The sequence below is a fragment of the Rossellomorea vietnamensis genome, assembly GCF_001305855.1.
Classification (GTDB): domain Bacteria; phylum Bacillota; class Bacilli; order Bacillales; family Bacillaceae_B; genus Rossellomorea; species Rossellomorea vietnamensis_A.
In genome coordinates this window covers 197,127-213,824 of the sequence record NZ_LIXZ01000004.1, presented here as the reverse complement: position 1 = coordinate 213,824, position 16,698 = coordinate 197,127, and the positions used below count along the sequence as shown (strand labels likewise).

The 16,698-nt window shown below is 44.8% G+C and carries 16 protein-coding genes; 6 read left to right on the top strand and 10 right to left on the bottom strand.

The window, feature by feature from the left end:
- Positions 1–50 precede the first annotated feature (50 nt).
- Complete coding sequence (locus tag AM506_RS07285) at positions 51–1,529, top strand: flavin monoamine oxidase family protein (RefSeq protein ID WP_327205522.1); 1,479 nt, start codon at positions 51–53, stop codon at positions 1,527–1,529.
- A gap of 41 nt (positions 1,530–1,570) precedes the next feature.
- On the opposite strand, the gene AM506_RS07280 is transcribed toward AM506_RS07285, so the two are convergent.
- Both AM506_RS07280 and AM506_RS07275 read right to left on the bottom strand, forming a co-directional pair.
- Positions 1,571–1,936: a permease gene (locus AM506_RS07280; protein WP_235576063.1), complete on the bottom strand. Its 366-nt coding sequence runs from the start codon at positions 1,934–1,936 to the stop codon at positions 1,571–1,573.
- On the bottom strand, positions 1,933–2,145 hold the full coding sequence (locus tag AM506_RS07275) for a helix-turn-helix transcriptional regulator (protein ID WP_060671821.1): 213 nt from the start codon (positions 2,143–2,145) through the stop codon (positions 1,933–1,935). The genes AM506_RS07280 and AM506_RS07275 overlap by 4 nt, the downstream gene beginning before the upstream one ends.
- Positions 2,146–2,385: 240 nt before the next feature.
- Here AM506_RS07275 and AM506_RS07270 point away from each other — a divergent pair, with 240 nt between their 5' ends.
- The gene (locus AM506_RS07270; RefSeq protein ID WP_060671820.1) at positions 2,386–2,823 is read left to right on the top strand and encodes a hypothetical protein; all 438 of its coding nucleotides are present in this window, start codon (positions 2,386–2,388) and stop codon (positions 2,821–2,823) included.
- Positions 2,824–2,901: 78 nt separating this feature from the next.
- Here the strand turns inward: AM506_RS07270 and AM506_RS07265 are convergent, their stop codons facing one another.
- On the bottom strand, positions 2,902–3,837 hold the full coding sequence (locus AM506_RS07265) for an NADP-dependent oxidoreductase (protein ID WP_060671819.1): 936 nt from the start codon (positions 3,835–3,837) through the stop codon (positions 2,902–2,904).
- A gap of 190 nt (positions 3,838–4,027) precedes the next feature.
- Between AM506_RS07265 and AM506_RS07260 the strand changes: the two genes are divergently transcribed.
- Entirely contained in the window at positions 4,028–5,446 is a 1,419-nt protein-coding gene (locus AM506_RS07260) for an NAD-dependent succinate-semialdehyde dehydrogenase (protein ID WP_060671818.1), read from the top strand.
- Positions 5,447–5,484: 38 nt separating this feature from the next.
- Here AM506_RS07260 and AM506_RS22700 read toward each other — a convergent pair whose 3' ends face one another.
- Positions 5,485–5,658, bottom strand: coding sequence for a hypothetical protein (locus AM506_RS22700; RefSeq protein ID WP_160316854.1), 174 nt, complete (start codon positions 5,656–5,658; stop codon positions 5,485–5,487).
- Between the two features lie 328 nt (positions 5,659–5,986).
- Here AM506_RS22700 and brnQ point away from each other — a divergent pair, with 328 nt between their 5' ends.
- Entirely contained in the window at positions 5,987–7,285 is a 1,299-nt protein-coding gene (gene brnQ / locus AM506_RS07255; protein WP_060671817.1) for a branched-chain amino acid transport system II carrier protein, read from the top strand.
- A gap of 62 nt (positions 7,286–7,347) precedes the next feature.
- Here the strand turns inward: brnQ and AM506_RS07250 are convergent, their stop codons facing one another.
- Both AM506_RS07250 and AM506_RS07245 read right to left on the bottom strand, forming a co-directional pair.
- Positions 7,348–7,842 (bottom strand): GNAT family N-acetyltransferase, encoded by a 495-nt coding sequence (locus AM506_RS07250; RefSeq protein ID WP_327205524.1) that lies wholly within the window; start codon positions 7,840–7,842, stop codon positions 7,348–7,350.
- 83 nt (positions 7,843–7,925) lie between these two features.
- Positions 7,926–8,420, bottom strand: coding sequence for a lactoylglutathione lyase family protein (locus AM506_RS07245; protein WP_060671815.1), 495 nt, complete (start codon positions 8,418–8,420; stop codon positions 7,926–7,928).
- Between the two features lie 132 nt (positions 8,421–8,552).
- Here AM506_RS07245 and AM506_RS07240 point away from each other — a divergent pair, with 132 nt between their 5' ends.
- Positions 8,553–8,885, top strand: a complete 333-nt coding sequence (locus tag AM506_RS07240; protein WP_060671814.1) for a winged helix-turn-helix transcriptional regulator — start codon at positions 8,553–8,555, stop codon at positions 8,883–8,885.
- A gap of 96 nt (positions 8,886–8,981) precedes the next feature.
- Here the strand turns inward: AM506_RS07240 and AM506_RS07235 are convergent, their stop codons facing one another.
- From AM506_RS07235 to AM506_RS07225, 3 genes are all read right to left on the bottom strand, one after another.
- Positions 8,982–9,602 carry a LysE family translocator gene (locus AM506_RS07235; RefSeq protein ID WP_060671813.1) on the bottom strand — a complete coding sequence of 207 codons (621 nt, stop codon included), beginning with the start codon at positions 9,600–9,602 and terminating at the stop codon, positions 8,982–8,984.
- A 149-nt stretch (positions 9,603–9,751) separates the two neighbouring features.
- On the bottom strand, positions 9,752–14,299 hold the full coding sequence (locus AM506_RS07230) for an FtsX-like permease family protein (protein ID WP_060671812.1): 4,548 nt from the start codon (positions 14,297–14,299) through the stop codon (positions 9,752–9,754).
- Positions 14,296–14,988 (bottom strand): ABC transporter ATP-binding protein, encoded by a 693-nt coding sequence (locus tag AM506_RS07225; RefSeq protein WP_060671811.1) that lies wholly within the window; start codon positions 14,986–14,988, stop codon positions 14,296–14,298. The genes AM506_RS07230 and AM506_RS07225 overlap by 4 nt, the downstream gene beginning before the upstream one ends.
- 193 nt (positions 14,989–15,181) lie before the next feature.
- On the opposite strand from AM506_RS07225, the gene AM506_RS07220 reads away from it, so the two are divergent.
- Positions 15,182–15,538 (top strand): DUF488 domain-containing protein, encoded by a 357-nt coding sequence (locus AM506_RS07220; protein WP_060671810.1) that lies wholly within the window; start codon positions 15,182–15,184, stop codon positions 15,536–15,538.
- A gap of 92 nt (positions 15,539–15,630) precedes the next feature.
- Here the strand turns inward: AM506_RS07220 and AM506_RS07215 are convergent, their stop codons facing one another.
- A complete protein-coding gene (locus AM506_RS07215; RefSeq protein ID WP_060671809.1) occupies positions 15,631–16,668 on the bottom strand; it encodes a hypothetical protein in 1,038 nt (345 codons plus the stop codon).
- Positions 16,669–16,698: the final 30 nt, after the last annotated feature.

Sequence of the window (16,698 nt, the reverse complement as noted above, 5' to 3'; positions counted from 1 at the left end):
CTCAATCATATGTATATGTAATGCAGCTTCGGCGTAAGGGGGAGAAAGAATTGAGGAATAGAGCTGATAATCACAATTACGGCGATCTTTCTTATCCAGATGATATGGTATCCATCGTGAAAAATGGATTGGTCCCTACATCAGATCCAAAGAAAGTGATCATTATCGGGGCGGGCATGGCCGGTCTTGTGGCAGGCTCCCTATTAAAAAAAGCAGGCCATACCGTCACGATCCTTGAAGGAAATGATCGCATAGGCGGGAGGGTGTATACGTTACGGCAACCTTTTTCAGAAGGTCAATACCTCGATGTCGGAGCTATGCGATTCCCGGAAACACATGATTTAGTCTTTGAATATATTCGTAAATTCAACTTGCCCACAAATGAGTTTATTAATAAAAGCGACCTCTATCTCGTAAATGGAATTCAGACGACAGATACCAATTACACCGCTAACCCTGATATTTTCAATTACCCTTTGCCACCTGAAGAACAGGGGAAAACGGCCATTGAATTATTATCGTCAGCTATAAAACCGTTTTTAGACCTGTACGACAAAGCAGACCCGGAAGAACAAGAACGGTTACGAATCAAGTTTGATCATTATTCATTCGACGTCTTCTTACGATTTAATCCGATCGGAACGTCGCTTTCCCCGGAAGCCATCCGCATTGTAAAGGTCATCTTGGGCATTGAAGGATTCCCGGAACTCTCATTCGTTGATATTCTCCTGGACATTGTCCGGACAGTTTTCAATGATGAACTAAAGTTTTATGAAATAGATGGGGGCAATGACAAACTTCCATACTCCTTTTTGCCTCAACTTCAGCAGAATATCCACTATTCCCAAAAAGTTCATGGGATCATTCAGAAGGACGATGGAGTAGAAGTCATAACCAGAGACCGTACCACCAACCGTTATCATCGCTTTGAAGGAGATTATACCATCGTTACGGTCCCTTACTCAGTTTTTCAATTCATTGATGTGCATCCCTATCATTCGGTTTCTTTTCAAAAATGGAAAGCGATACGGGAACTGAATTATGTTTCGTCAGTGAAAATAGGCTTGGAGTTTAAGTCGAAGTTTTGGGAAACCTTTAAAATTGGAAATATCATAACGGATCTTCCCATCCGGTATACGTACCGACCAAGTCATAAAATAGGCGTTGCAGGTCCAGGTGTCATGCTCGGCAGTTACAGCTGGGGACAAAATGCAAATCTGTGGAATAGCCTGCCTGAGGAAGAACGGATACGTGAAGCACTGCAGGGGCTTTATAAAATTTATGGAGAGCAGGTGTACAAAGAATTTACTACTGGCGCCTCTTACAGCTGGGGAGAAAACCAATTTTCAGCAGGTTGCTTTACGCTATTCGCTCCAAATCAGGCTTCCGATTTTTCTGACAACCTGTACTTACAGGAACACCGCATCCACTTTGCCGGGGAACACACATCCCCTTTCCACGGCTGGGTCGAAGGGGCAATCGAATCCGCCATCCGTGCCGCCTACGAGGTCAACAACAGATCGGATTGAACAGGGACGGACCTATAAGTTAAAGGTCCGTCCCTCCCTGTTTAGTAGATTTTCGACATGACCACCATGGAGATGAATACGGTCATGATGGTAAGACTGGTTATTATGTACATTAGATTCATAGCCGATAGATCAATCAGGCCAAGGCCGAGTGTGGACATGATGATAACATAAAAGAATAAGATGGCAAAGTACGAATAGAAGATTCCTTTCTCCCTTATCACCTTCATTCGCTCATCCTTATCTTTGAACTGTGGATACAGATAGTACATACAAAAGCTCATGACAGTCAAAGACAGCTGTGTAAGGGCAAAAAACGGAAACTCCCCTGCCGAGATGCCGATGAAAAATAAAAAAGCAGTCTGCAGCGCCATAATCAATCCTATAATCAGATAAGCCTTTGTCACGTTTTCTCCCCCCCTTTTTCTTCATATACAAATATCTCTTCAATCGAAGTATCAAATACCTTTGCCAGCTGAAATGCCAGATTCAAAGAAGGGTCATACTTTCCCTTTTCAATCGAAATGATGGTTTGTCTCGATACTCCCAGTCTCGCTGCCAATCTTTCCTGAGAGAAACCAAACGTCTTCCGGTATTCAACCAGTTTATTTTTCAAAGAGAGCTCCCCCCTTATATTTTCAAAGCATAATGTAAAGGAAACTTTACGTCAAGTGTCCTTTACATTTTTTTCGAATGCCTTGTTTCACCACATACTCGAATCATTCAACTTAATGGATGTAAAAAAAGAGGGACGGACCTTGGATACATAGGTCCGTCCCTCCCCGATACCATGTTTAGTAATGAATAAACAGGGGAAACCAAGTGAAATGACAATGGTAAGGAGGAGGTTAGTATAATGAGGACAGATGGAATAGAGTCAGGATTAAAGAAGCTTGAAGACGATTACATACGAGGACTAAACCTAAATGAAAGCAACACAATAGAACAGTTTATTGAAACATTTCTCTATGATTCGTGGGATTATAATGAACAAAATATGGAATTGATTAAATCTGTAATGGGCCGTTTTAGCAGAGGTGATATTCATCAGACGATATTTAGCCAGTCATTTGATCGAATGATAACTCATTTACAAAAAAAGCTTTCTGAAGTGGATCACGATCGAAACTTCCCTATTGTTCATTCAAAGAGCGGGGCTTCAATTCTAGTGTCATTCGTCGATGGATTCATCATTCAATACTATGCAGGGATTTATAGTGTGGGGGACTTAAGAAAGCTCACACCTCAACTTAAGGAATCGATTTTAAACGCTATCAGCATTTCAGACAGGTAGCTTATAACTTATATTAATTCCTTAAAACTATGTAGGAGAGGGACGGACCTATAGTTTATAGGTCCGTCCCTCCTATCATTATTTCACTTTGATCACGATTTTTCCTTTTGCGTGGTGCGTTTCACTGAGTGCGTGGGCGTCTTTTAACCCTTGTTCACTCAGTTCGAATGTCTCTCCTATCACTGGCTTTAGTTGCCCGGATTCATACAGGTCGGCAAGCTTTGAAAGCTGCTCTCCTTTGGGATCAAGCCATAGGAATTCAGCTTTCACGCCATGCTTTGCTGCTTCCTCCTCATTTGGAGGCTGTGCAATCGATACGAGCTTTCCGTTTTCCTTGAGGACTTTATAGCTGTTGGACTGGATTTCCCCGCCCATCGTATCCAACACCAGGTCGAAGCCTTGTAACACTTCACTAAAGTCTTCTTCTTTATAATTAATGAACTGATCGGCTCCCAATGATTTGACGAACTCTTCATTCTTTCCGCTTGCGGTTGTTGCGACATGTGCCCCGAAGCTTTTGGCAATCTGAATTGCATAATTCCCTACCCCGCCGGATCCTGCGTGGATCAGCACTTTATCTCCTTCTTTGATTTCACCAAAGTCGACTAAGCACTGCCAGGCGGTCAGTCCGGCCAGAGGAATCGCTGCCGCTTCTTCAAAGCTCATGTTTTCAGGCATTTTAGCGAGCAGTTCTTCATCCACTGCCACATACTCAGCATAAGTACCTTCCCTTGTTGTAGCCGGTCTGGCAAATACACGGTCACCCACTTCGAATCCTTTTACATTTTTACCTTTTTCAGCAATCACTCCAGCTGCATCCCATCCCAGGATGATTGGGAATTCAAAGTCCAGCATATCTTTTAAATATCCTGCCCTCACCTTCCAATCGATGGGGTTGATGGATGTGGCATGATTTTCGAGTAAAATTTGATTGTCCCCGATCGCAGGCTGATCGATTTCTTTTTCCTGTAAAACGTCTTTATCTCCGTACTGGTTGATGATGATGGCTTTCATATGATTACGCCCTCCTTGTTTTTGAACATACGGTTTATCTTCCCTCTTATTTAGGGTATTTAAACAATGAATAGCCCATCGTCATTAAATAAAGTGTATTACTGGATTCTTCCTTCACACTATTGTAAATTTAAGACAAACTACATAGTCATCAGCATATGGGAATCTATCATACTAAAGGAGGAACACTATGCAACATTACAATCTCATCATCAATGGAGAACAAACCGGATCGGATCTTGAAAAGAAAGAAGTAACCAACCCTGCCACATCAGAAGTAATTGCCACCATTCCGAATGGAGGTAAAAAAGAGGCCTCGAAGGCGGTGGATGCTGCTCATGAGGCATTCAAGGAATGGTCTCAATTCTCGGCATACGAACGAAGTGAACTCATCCGAAAATGGTATGATCTTATTAATGAAAACCAAGAGGATCTTGCACGCACGATGACCATCGAGCAAGGAAAACCGCTAAAAGAGGCACTCGGCGAAATTCAATATGCCAACGGATTCATCTCCTGGTATGCAGAAGAAGGAAAGCGGGTTTATGGGGAACAGATCCCTGCCACTCAGCGGAACAAACGATTATTTGTCCATAAGCAGCCGGTCGGGGTTGTAGCGGTCATCACTCCGTGGAACTTTCCTGCGGCAATGATCACACGCAAGGTTGCACCGGCACTCGCCACCGGATGTACAGTCGTGATCAAACCTGCAAATCAAACCCCTTTGACTGCGTTAAAGATGGCTGCACTTGCTGAAGAAGCGGGCATCCCGAAAGGCGTCGTCAACGTCGTGACAGGTGATTCGAAATCCATCGGGGAAGCGTGGATGGAAGATACACGCGTCCGGAAACTGACCTTCACCGGTTCAACAGAAGTCGGAAAGGTCCTGATGAAAGGATCAGCGGACACCGTTAAGAAAATATCCCTGGAACTTGGCGGCCACGCCCCTGTTATTGTGATGGATGACTCTGATTTGGAAAAAGCCGTTGACGGTGTCATCGCATCCAAATTCAGGAATGCCGGACAAACCTGCGTCTGTTCCAATCGGATCTATGTCCATGAATCCATCGCAGATACTTTTTCTGAAAAACTGGTTGAAAAAGTGAAGGGGCTGAAAGTCGGAAATGGTCTCGAAGAAAGCGTCGATATCGGTCCATTGATCGATGAGGATGCCATCGAAAAAGTCCGCAAGCATGTGGAAGATGCCATAGACAAAGGAGCTTCCGTTGCCTATGGAGGAAAAGGAATAGAAGGGCTATATTATGAACCGACTGTCTTGACGAACGTGAATGATGACATGTTGTGCATGAATGACGAAACATTCGGGCCGGTCGCTCCGATCACCACATTTAAAACCGAAGAGGAAGCGATCGAGCGCGCCAATAATTCCATCTATGGCCTCGCTGCCTATGTATTCACCGAAAATATCACTAAAGGAATCCGGATCAGTGAACAACTTGAGTACGGTATCGTCGGATTGAACGATGGGCTGCCATCGACTCCACAAGCTCCATTCGGAGGATTCAAGCAAAGCGGCCTCGGCCGTGAAGGCGGCCACCAGGGTATAGAAGAATTTTTAGAAGTGAAGTATATTTCCCTCGGATTGTAAGCACAGACAAAGGCACGCATCCCCATGCGTGCCTTTGTCTATTTTTTTTGAAATCGGTCCCTGATTTCCCGGTACAGATACAATGCCCCTGCCATTAAGAATAAGAAAATAATAAAATTCATATTTTCCGGTCCAGTAAACCCGTCAAACCCTTGTAAAAATAAGAATAGCATCCCGAAAGAAAGATAGATTGCCGCAGCAACATGCTTCATGGAACCAACTCCCCTACCTTTTCTATATACATATTCCAGACCCTCTGCCTGCATAACCTGAAGATAGAGAAGAAATTAATATTATAGTAGGAAAATTCATTGACGACACAAATAAGCCTGTGCTAAATTGTGAGTATTAATGAAATTTTAAAAAAGAAGAAAAGTATGAATATATCCGCTTTCACATTCCTTACGAAAGTTTGGAACATACGGAATATGGTTAGTTAAGCGAGTTTAGACTCGTCCCTGATCAGGGGCGGGTTTTTTCATGTGTTATGTAAAATGTGACTGAAGCCTGGCAGTCGGTCATGAATTTGGAGGCGTGAATATGAGAAAAAGAGATGTCCTGATTTCGGGATTTATGCTTTTTTCGTTATTTTTTGGTGCAGGGAATTTAATATTCCCTCCATATCTCGGGATGGAATCCGGAACCCACTTTATTGCAGCGATTTCCGGATTTATTTTAACGGCGGTGTTCCTGCCTTTTTTGACGATCATTTCCGTATCCCTTTCAAAAAATGGATTATTATCGATTGGTGAACGGGTCCACCCTGTTTTCGGACTCGTATTTGCCATTGTGATTTATCTGTCAATCGGTGCTCTCTACGGAATCCCAAGGGCTTCCAATGTGGCGTACGAATTGGGATTTCTGCAAATGGTCAGTGTGGAAGGACGGCTGCCCTTATTATTATTCTCGTTCGCTTTCTTTGGGTTGACCTACTTGCTCAGCATCAACCCTAAAAAAGTGATTGATCTTGTCGGACAATTTTTAACACCCATATTACTCATAGTATTAGCTGTACTATGCGTCCGGGCTTTTTTCACCTTTGATTATATGGATGCGGAAGCGACAGAAAAGTTCCAATCAGCCCCGTATCTGAAAGGCTTCCTTGAAGGGTATTTCACGATGGACGCCGTGGCAGCCCTGGCTTTCGGCATAGTCATCATCAACGGACTAAAGGATAAAGGGGCTTCCGGTAAAAAAGATCTTATCCGTGGAACCATCAGTGCAGGAATGATTGCCGCCTTCGGGTTGGTGATGGTGTACCTTTCCCTAGGGTGGATCGGACGGGTGATCCCCCATGAAGCACCGATCAGTAATGGTGCTGAAATACTCGTGTTAGCATCTCAGCAACTATTTGGGTACAGTGGCAACCTCCTTTTTGGTTTGATTGTGATGATTGCCTGTTTAACGACATGCATCGGACTGATAAATGCGTGCGGGCGCTTTTTCCATGAGATTTACCCACGGTTTTCATATAAAGCATATGTAATGATTTTCATCGTGATCGGAATGGCTGTGACCAACCTGGGACTGAATATGATATTAAAGGTCGCCACCCCGCTGCTCGTTCTCATTTACCCTGTGGCGATTGTACTTGTAGCCCTTTCCCTCTTTCAGCACTTCTTCGGGGAGAGCAGAAGGATGTATGTGTATGGTGTCAGCATTGCTGCGATCTTTTCCTTATACGAAATGCTCGCCAGCCTCAATATCCAAATGGAAGGAATCCAGAGAGTCCTGAGCGCTCTCCCCCTGAGTTCAAATGGACTGGCCTGGACCACCCCCACCCTCGTAGCCACCATCATCGGATACGGACTGGACCTCGTTCAGAAGAAAATCATTTGAGGGACGGACCTCACAAAAAAGCAGCAAGAGAATGTGACCCATCACATTCCCTTGCTGCTTTTTTATGTATTTGTCTGTTTTTGATAGACTTTCATGGAGTCTCCGCCCGGCCCGACGGCTTCTGTCGAATGAGTCCAGCCGTATTTTTCATAATACCCTTCCAGGTCAGTCGTCAGGTAAAGACAGTTGTACCCTTTTTTATGAGCCTCCCGGAGAGCATGGTCAAGAAGGACAGAACCAAGTCCGTCCCCTCTCTGGTCAGGGTGAACATACAGGCACGCCAACCACGGATACAGGTCTTGACGGCTGTTAAGATCATTTCTTAACAATGCGTACGTGCCGATGATATCATCCTCATTGACAGCGATATAAAATCGGGGAAGGTCTGCTTCGGTATGACAGGAATGAAACATGCAATCGTAGTAGAACCTGTAATTATCCTCATTCCCCCATTGTCCCCAGAACACATTCACTGCTTGTTCAAACATGCTTGAACCCTTTTGTAATTCAATTATTTTCATTGGGGTTTTCCTCTCTAACTTATGGAATGTAACAATAATACATTCTTCATTTGGTAAAGAAAACCTCTTTCAAAAGAGAAAAAGGCACGCTCAAATATTGAACGCGCCTTTTGCATCAATTAGTAAGCCCCATCGGAATAGGTTAATTCATAGCTGTGGGAATAGATCTCGAAAATATTCCCGAATGGATCTTCCACATACACCATGCGATAAGGTTTTTCACCAGGATAATACTCACGGACCGGCATACGCTGTTTTCCACCGTGCTGCTTGATCTTTGCGACCATGCCTTCAACATCGGGATCCTGGATACAGAAATGGAATAATCCTGTCTTCCAATATTCGAAGTTATTCTCCGGCTTTTCGTTATGAGGGAATTCAAATAGCTCGATCCCGATTTTATCACCGGTTGCCATGTGGGCGATTCTGAACTTATCCCAGTCGTTCCCGAAGACATCGCGGCACATTTGACCGATGGCCGTGTCGTCATTCTCGACATCGGAAGGTTCCATGATGACGTACCAGCCGAACACCTCTTGGTAAAATTTAATGGCTTCTTCAAGGCTTGGAACGGATAATCCTATATGAGAAAATGATCTTGGATATGGTAACATTGATTGACTCCTCCTTCGTTTTGATTAGTTTCATCTAACCCGACTTCATTATACGAAGAGAAGCGGATATATGTAAGAATGCACTTTTTTGTGAGAAACTAACCTTTAGGTAAGAAAGGACGGGTTAAAGATATGGATACACCGATTGATCAACATGGAAAATTGAAGTGTTCCATCGAGTACACATTGCGGAAAATCGGCGGAAAATGGAAGACCGTCATCCTCTGGCACCTCGGGACGGAAGGGACGCACAGGTACAATGAATTGCGCCGTCTTCTCCCGGGCGTTGCCCACAAAGTACTGAGCCAGCAGCTGAAAGAACTTGAAGAAGAAGGATTCATCAACCGCACACAATACGACACCATCCCCCCAAAAGTCGAATACTCCATGACCGCCCTCGGCATGACCCTCATGCCCATCCTACAGCACATGCACGAATGGGGAAATGAACATGGGGATTTTTAGTATAGAGAGGGACATGGGAGAGGGACGGACCTCCACACGGATATCTTATGTAAAGTAAGAATCCGTTTGGGAGGTCCGTCCCTCTTTTAACAAGCATTATAACAGGTCAATCAAAAAGAGTGCACTGAATATCGTTAGGACGATGCCGGCTGCACGATTAATGATTTTTAGCGAGTCAGGTCCGATCCTGCTACTTATCCATCCACCTATGAAGGCAAGCAGCCCCCACCAAAGCGCAGATCCGGAAAACACTCCCGATACCACCGTCAAAGAGGTTAGAAAATCCTCAGGACCCCCAACCCGAAAAACACCGAATATCGCGATAAATGCAAGAATCGTCATCGGATTCGTGAGTGTTAGTAAGAAAACGGACAAAAATCCGTTCATTGGGGAAGGTTTTTTGCCCGATCCCCCTGCAGTAAATTCAGCCGGTTGAGAGGTGAATGTCTTCCAACCCAAAAGCAATAGGAACACCCCTCCCCATACTTGTATCCAGAACTGATGAGCCATAAGGAAGCCGGAAACGACCGTGAGCCCCATAACGGCAATCAACCCATATAAGGCATCTGCCGTGGCAGCCCCCAACCCTGATATGAAACCTGTCCGCCTCCCATATGCCAGAGTCCTTTGAATGCATAGGATCCCCACAGGTCCAACAGGTGCAGCAATGGCCATACCTATAATAACGCTCTTGAAAAACAATAATGCAGCAGCCATTGTTCCCTCTCCTTATTCTGAAGAAACCATATCTGATTGTAGCAACAAGAAGAACTTTCTTTATGAGAATCCATCACGATTGTCATCTTTCACAATGAGGGACGGACCTCCAACAAAGCCCTCATTTGGAGGTCCGTCCCTCTCACTTTCTATTCTAGCCATCCTGTCAGGAATTCTTTTTGGCTGCCTTCGTAGTATGCCTCGAAGAATTGTGCAAAGGTGTCAGAATCAACATGTTTGTATTGATACTCTTTGTAGTAAGCGGACAGGAAGGTCAATGCTTCCGTTCTTCCCCCATTATCCTTGAAGAAATCATTCAACAGGAGGGGCCCTTTTCCGTACACCGTTGAAATATAATTCCTTTCAAATTCATTCAGCGGAGTATTTAAGAACTCTTCCGGCTTCACTGTATTCAACACTTGATTCGAAAACGCAAAGGCTTTTCCCTCGTCCTTATATGCATATGCGAGATAATAGGAGGATAGTAATTCAGCGAGACTTTCATCGAGCCATGCATCCCGATAAGGATTGTTCGCCACTCCCTGATAGAACCATTGATGAGCGATTTCATGGAACAATGGATGTTCATATCCATCGGGATCGTCCGATATTTCTACAATATTGGAGTATTCCATGTCTCCATTATTTGCAATGAGATCCAATTCACGAGTCGGATTCTCACCAATGTTATCATGGTAAAAAAGAAGAGAATTAGCTGCATTTTTTAGCACATCGTCCATGATGAAAGCTTGTTCTTTTTTCATAAAAGCGCGGATGTCCACGTTTCGATACATCCCGACTTTCACTTTTTCTGTCTTTTGTGCCCATTCTTCTGGGCTCAGGAACGCGAGATAGAAATCCCTGATACTCCCTCCTTCGATTTCCCCTTTGTTCACAGGTTCATCCAACACGTCGTCGCCGGAGCTTGCGACTAAATATTTCTCTGGTGTTTCAAAGGAAACGTGATAGTTTCCATAGGTTGTTTCATAGGATTCGCCTTTGGGATCGAAAGGTTCAATGTCCCAACCATCTCTATACGTCGCAAGCATCGGGTACCACTGTGCAAGAAAGAAGTCTTCCCCTTTCTGCGATAATCGCAATCCATCTTCCGGTAGTTTCAAGCTATAGTCGATGCTGATCGATTTCGTTTCACCAGGCTGCAGCTTTTCGTCAAGGTCGACTAGGAGCTGATTTCCATCCAAGGAGTACTGGAGATCCTCACCGGTACTGTTAATGGTGTGAATACTGGTCTCCCCATGACCTTTAAGAAAATCTGGTTTATGTTTTTCCGTAAAGGCATTTGGAATGAAATAAAATCCAATATCCTCGAACGCTTCTTCCGAATGATTGGTGACTCTGATATCGGCCTCCACGCTCCATTTGTCATCCTTATCTAACTTCATCTTCAACGTATAATCAGCTGCTGCACCCGGGGAAACACCGGTTTTCTTCAAAGAAAATGGCTCCCTGCTCTTTTTCAGGTCTTCTCTCGTAAGTTCGGCCACTACTTCTTTGGAATTATCAGGTATCCTTCCGCTTATCAAAAAGCGCTCATACTTCTTCGGCACTTCAAACGTCAATAATGCCGTCACTCTACCAGGGAACACCAATTTCCCCCCACGATAATTCACCTCATCCACAATCTTCGTTTCCACTGGATAATACCTTTTCTCCTTTTCATCCAATAGGAAATAGGCACCTGGTTTAAAAGAAAGACTGCTCGAATTGGGATCACTATATTTAACGTCCCAGCTAATGGGCATGGTGATAAGTTGATGATTCTTTTTTGCCTTTAATTCGGATGGTGTTTTACTCGGTGGCTCGATAAGGATCGTTTGCTGATCAAGGTCCAGTTTTTCACCGAGCTCTGTCTGCTTTCCAGCAAGTTCTTTTGCTTTTAAAAATGCGAGGGGAGCATCCTCCTGTGGTTCATCCTCCTCTTTCTTACCGGGTGCAAAGGCCGACGTTGTCTTTCCTTCTGTTCCTTGTTCTTTCACGGGAGATGCCACTTTGGCGGTTTCAACTTTCTGCACTTCGGGAACTCCCTTCCCTACTAAGGTCATGACACCGAGAAGGAGGATGACTGCTGCCCCTGAGAGAATGTATTTGAATTGTTTTTCCACTTTCTTATCATTGCTGTATCCTCCATTCAGTCCCTGATAAGGAGGAGTATTGGCTGCCTTCCCCGCAGGCAGGACGGCTGCGATGATTCCCGTAACGACAGGGATTGACAGGGCGGCCCCATAGATCCACCAAAGGGTGAAAGGGAAGCCTCCGTAGATCTTCCAGATTAACGTAAACGCAAAAAGCAGGCCAACGACACCCGCAAGTGCTCCCGAGAACATCCCTTCCAGAATGACAAGCATCCGAACGGTTCCATTACTCCAGCCAAGGGCTTTAAACACTGATATTTCGGGCTGTCTCTCAGCTACGTTTTGCCAGATGATTTCAGCCGTTGTCAGGATGGCAATCGAGAGAGCGATCCCCATGGCCACATAATGCATGGTGCTTACTTCCATGGCCACATACTCCCCTAACCAGGTCGTATACATGACCCCTTTCAATCGAAAGGTAATGAATAAGTAAAAGACAAGAAGACCCGTTGGCAGACCCATGGAAACCACGGATAAAACGGTCCGTTTCCACCTGGACACCATTGAATTAACCGCCATTCCGACCACTGATTCAGACCTTGCCACCCGCTTGTGTTTAAGGGAGATTTCCCCTGACCGCATTGCTTCGTATGGTCTGATTTTTTTCACAAGATAGGCGGGAATGAGTGCACCTGCGATATAAATCGTCAGTCCGATCAATCCGATGAGGGCGACTCGAATATAGGATGTTTCTAGTTCGCTCGTTACTGAAAACCATGCCAGTATGAGCCAGCTGATAAAAGATACCACCATACCCAGCAATAGCGCTTCAAGGAGCAGGAGTCTGGAAAGCTGATTCGGACGCCACCCCAGCGAAAGTAAAACGGCAAACTCCTTTTGGCGTGCATACATCATGATGAGATTGGAGGAAAACACATATACGATCGCCACCAGGATGACGCTCCCCACCACTCCTGACACCCCGAGCTTTGCTTCTTTGAAAATCGTGATCGAGGAACCAATCTTAATCCACGGCTGCTCGATCCAGCCAAACCCCTTTTCCCCCTGAATGCCCGGGATATGAGTCAAAGCAGGCTGCGGGGAGGAGCCTAACGTTACATCCACAATCAATCCCGTCTTCTCTTCAATTTCTTTTGCCACTTTTTGAAGGGAGGCTTCACTATCTTCATTGAACGTATCGACCCCTTTCACGTTGACACGTATCGCTGAAATGGGTTTGTCCCCCAGAACATGAGCTGCCGCATCCAGGGTCGTCAACATCAATGGAGGCTTCGTCAGGAAACCATAAGGATTGTTTTCAGGTTTCATCGTGACTGGGGGATTGACGGGATCACCGTTCTCATCTATTACCCAGCTGGCTTTCGAAGGAAAGTACGTTTCAACAGGCAGCTCCGTCAAGGGATCTTTCGAAATGGTCAGCTTCTGGGCGTCAAAGATCCCGATGTAATCCAGTTGAAGCCTTGGCCAGTTTGTGCTATCCTCTCCGAACACTTCAACCGGCCTGTACGCCTGTTCGACAGCGAGGAGAGAATCCTCAGGTAAACTGTATGGTTCCACTTCATAACTGAAAGCCCATCTTTCCCGAAACGGGCTGGTGACCGGCTTGTATTCCACCGGCGACGGCTTAAATGCCATCCAGCTCATTCCCCCCAAACCTGCTTCGAAACTTGGATTCATGACAGCATTGACAATTTTTTCGTGCGCTTCCTGTGTAGTAAAACTCTTTTCTTCCACGACATTCCCTGTTTGCTTCTCTAAATATTTCTCCCCGCCGTTCTTCTTCACTTTCTCCATGGTTGCATCCTGACTGTCGGAATCAAATGGCATATCGAGCTTTTCCACTGTATAGTGAATTTCTCCATCAACGAATTCACGGTTGCTTAGAATGACGGGTATGGATATATCGTTCAGGTTCTCATCCAGGGGGATATCCATGACCTCATCATTTTCCGAAAAATACCGGCTCCCTTTTCCAGCAACCATAGCTTTGTCCAGTCCGACAAGCTTCGCTTCCTGTTCGGGATCGATGCCTGCAACGAGGACCTGTGTACCGTAGGATAATTCTGCAGTGGATTCCCCTACCCCATAAGCAGGGTCCATCGAATACTGTCCGCCTCCCACTGTAAAATAATAATTCCCGTCATTGACCTCCTCCTTCGCCCCGGTCTGAACCACTTCTTTTTGATTCAAGCGATAAACTCCCGGTTCTGTAATGTTTAACTCTCCCATCTGAACGCCATTGAACACATACCCCATCATAGAGATGGGTGCTGCAATCTTGACATCGTCCATTTCTTTAATTGCTTCATATTGTTCCAGAGTGATGCCTCCGTCAAGCCCACTCAAATAGTTCGGTTCTAATAGATTCATATCTTCCGTGACGCTTCTTGAATCAGGCGGCCTCACCACCATGTGATAGGAAGACTTCCATCTTTTCTGTAATTCATTGACGATCGTCCCATTATTGGTTTGCGTCATCCCGACGAGATAACTCAGTCCGACACTTAAAAGGAGGACTCCGATGATCAACAGGATGAACCGCTGCTTGTTCCGCCACCACGTATTCCATATAAAGCGGATCACAGGGCTCCCACCATCCGATCAGATATAATCCTGCCATCCTTCATCTCAATGATTCGATCCGCCTTCTCGGCAAGTTCGGAGTCATGGGTGACAAAAATGACACCACAGCCTTTTTCTTTATTGAGCGATTTTATGATATGAAAGATGAGCTCCCCTGTTTCTGTATCCAGATTGCCTGTCGGCTCATCGGCCAACAGCCACTTAGGTTCGTGTACCAATGCCCGTGCGATCGCCACCCTTTGCTGCTGTCCGCCTGACAATTGAGAAGGAAGGGAATGTAACTTATCACCAAGCCCTATTGACTCCAGCAACTCTTTCGCCCGCTGTTTTTTATCATATGGAACTTTCCTAGAGAAAAGAGGTGCCATTACATTCTCCAACGCCGTCATGGTAGGGATCAAATGGAATTGTTGAAAGATGAAACCGATGTTCTCAAACCTGAAATCAGCCATCTCACGCTGACTGAATTCAGTGACATCCTTTGACTCGAATAAGATATTCCCACCCGTTGGACGATCCAACGTCCCGATCACACTCAATAGCGTTGACTTTCCCGAACCAGATGAACCAACGACGGAGACAAACTCCCCCTCCTGAAATTCAGCCGTTACATTCAATAAAGCATGAGTCTCTACACCTTCACCTTTATATATCTTAGATACCCCATCAACCTTGACCCCATTACCCATCCAAAAGCCCCCTTATTTTTGAATTTTTTAACAATTATAACAGAAATACTACAAACATATTACAATTATTTGAAAACGCATGAGGGACGGACCTTGTTGTTAGGATGTTGGGTTGGGGATATATGATGTGGGATGAGGACCGTTGCTTCTTGCCCCATTCCCATTTATCCTGTTAATAGAAGGAGGGTTTACGATGTCTATCATTTTGAAACGAATCTATGATGAACCTCCCCGATTGGGAGGTCACCGGATCTTGATCGACCGTGTCTGGCCCCGTGGGATATCGAAAGAAGATGCGAACCTTGAAAAGTGGATGAAAGAAATTACACCCAGCCCCTCTTTACGGAAGTGGTTTAACCACGACCCCGAAAAGTTCGAGAAGTTCAAACAATCCTATAAGGACGAACTCTATCAAGATGAAGAAAAACAAAAAAAACTGCGGGAACTGAAAGTAATGGCAGAAAATGAACGTGTCGTTCTACTCTACGGAGCCAAAGATGAAAAGCATAACCATGCCATAGTGCTAAAAGAAGTTCTAGAAGATATGTAAGAGGGACGGACCTCTAAATCGGCAGAATACCATTCGGTCATTCGCTGATTGAAGGTCCGTCCCTCAATGTGTAATAAACAAGATAAATGTACTCAAGACACGCGCTCCTTACTCTTTCTTTCAAGCAAATATCGATTTGATCCCACCCATAAACCAATCTCTGCTATGAGAAACAGGCACACAATCCACGCCCAAACATGTAAGAATTCTTCATGAAACGAATAAAAACGATTCAAGTAATAAGGGGTATCGTGCATGGTCATCGTAAAAGCATAGAACATTCCAAAGGTAAAATTCCGCGACCACTGACTAATATGATAGGTGAAGATCCCCTTTTTCCACCCCAGTTTCTGAATCCGCTTGACGGCTCTCACCATCTCCAACCATTCCACTCCAATCAGCAGGACAAATACAAGTAGCCAAAAAATCATGATAATCCTTCCGGACAACATCTCAGAAGACACGATCGCAAGGCCCGTAATGGATAAAGCACCGTGGATGATACAATTTGTACTCGGCCAATCATCGATGAGTGTCCAACGGCTTCCTCTGCCATAACGAACGATCATCAGCGTAATCCCAATAAAATAAAAAAAGGCTCCCAGTGATATCGCCCCAATCAGCAATCCCTCTGGAAGAGAAGGATAAAGCTTCACCCAAAAAATCACTACTGACTGGGTAGCAACGGTAGACAGTAACACCACACCATTAGTGGGATGTGCTGTCGGCCGTTTCAACAACTCTTTAAACTGATAGACGCAGCTTGCCATAAAACCGAGCCACATCAGTGTATTGAGTAGCATGACAACTTGAACCGCCTCGCTCTTATCAGGAAAATATTTGACAATCACATTACTCATTACCGAAATACCCGCAATCCATGATCCAATGACGAATGAAGGTACAGGTTTCCTGAGTAAAAGAATTCTATCTGTTTTATTAAATAACTGCTGAATAAGAGATTTATATATAATGGCAGTCAGCACAATTAAGGAAACAATCAGTATTTTTGCAGTGATGTGATTCACCCATGTAAAAGCATCAATGGCAGCATAAAGAAAGATTCCAATAGCCATAATGATGGCACCTGAAGCTGGATCGATGCTGTTTTTGTTTTCTACAGTCTTCATCTTTTTCCTTTAGTGGCCTCCTTTCTGTCC

What these genes read in the sequence shown, in the direction of transcription:
- AM506_RS07260 (WP_060671818.1), top strand. Translation starts at nt 4,028, where the DNA reads ATGCAACATTACAATCTCATCATCAATGGAGAACAAACCGGATCGGAT.
- AM506_RS07245 (WP_060671815.1), bottom strand. Translation starts at nt 8,420, where the DNA reads ATGTTACCATATCCAAGATCATTTTCTCATATAGGATTATCCGTTCCA.
- AM506_RS07265 (WP_060671819.1), bottom strand. Translation starts at nt 3,837, where the DNA reads ATGAAAGCCATCATCATCAACCAGTACGGAGATAAAGACGTTTTACAG.
- AM506_RS07215 (WP_060671809.1), bottom strand. Translation starts at nt 16,668, where the DNA reads ATGAAGACTGTAGAAAACAAAAACAGCATCGATCCAGCTTCAGGTGCC.
- AM506_RS07240 (WP_060671814.1), top strand. Translation starts at nt 8,553, where the DNA reads ATGGATACACCGATTGATCAACATGGAAAATTGAAGTGTTCCATCGAG.
- AM506_RS22700 (WP_160316854.1), bottom strand. Translation starts at nt 5,658, where the DNA reads ATGAAGCATGTTGCTGCGGCAATCTATCTTTCTTTCGGGATGCTATTC.
- AM506_RS07225 (WP_060671811.1), bottom strand. Translation starts at nt 14,988, where the DNA reads ATGGGTAATGGGGTCAAGGTTGATGGGGTATCTAAGATATATAAAGGT.
- AM506_RS07270 (WP_060671820.1), top strand. Translation starts at nt 2,386, where the DNA reads ATGAGGACAGATGGAATAGAGTCAGGATTAAAGAAGCTTGAAGACGAT.
- AM506_RS07235 (WP_060671813.1), bottom strand. Translation starts at nt 9,602, where the DNA reads ATGGCTGCTGCATTATTGTTTTTCAAGAGCGTTATTATAGGTATGGCC.
- AM506_RS07220 (WP_060671810.1), top strand. Translation starts at nt 15,182, where the DNA reads ATGTCTATCATTTTGAAACGAATCTATGATGAACCTCCCCGATTGGGA.
- brnQ (WP_060671817.1), top strand. Translation starts at nt 5,987, where the DNA reads ATGAGAAAAAGAGATGTCCTGATTTCGGGATTTATGCTTTTTTCGTTA.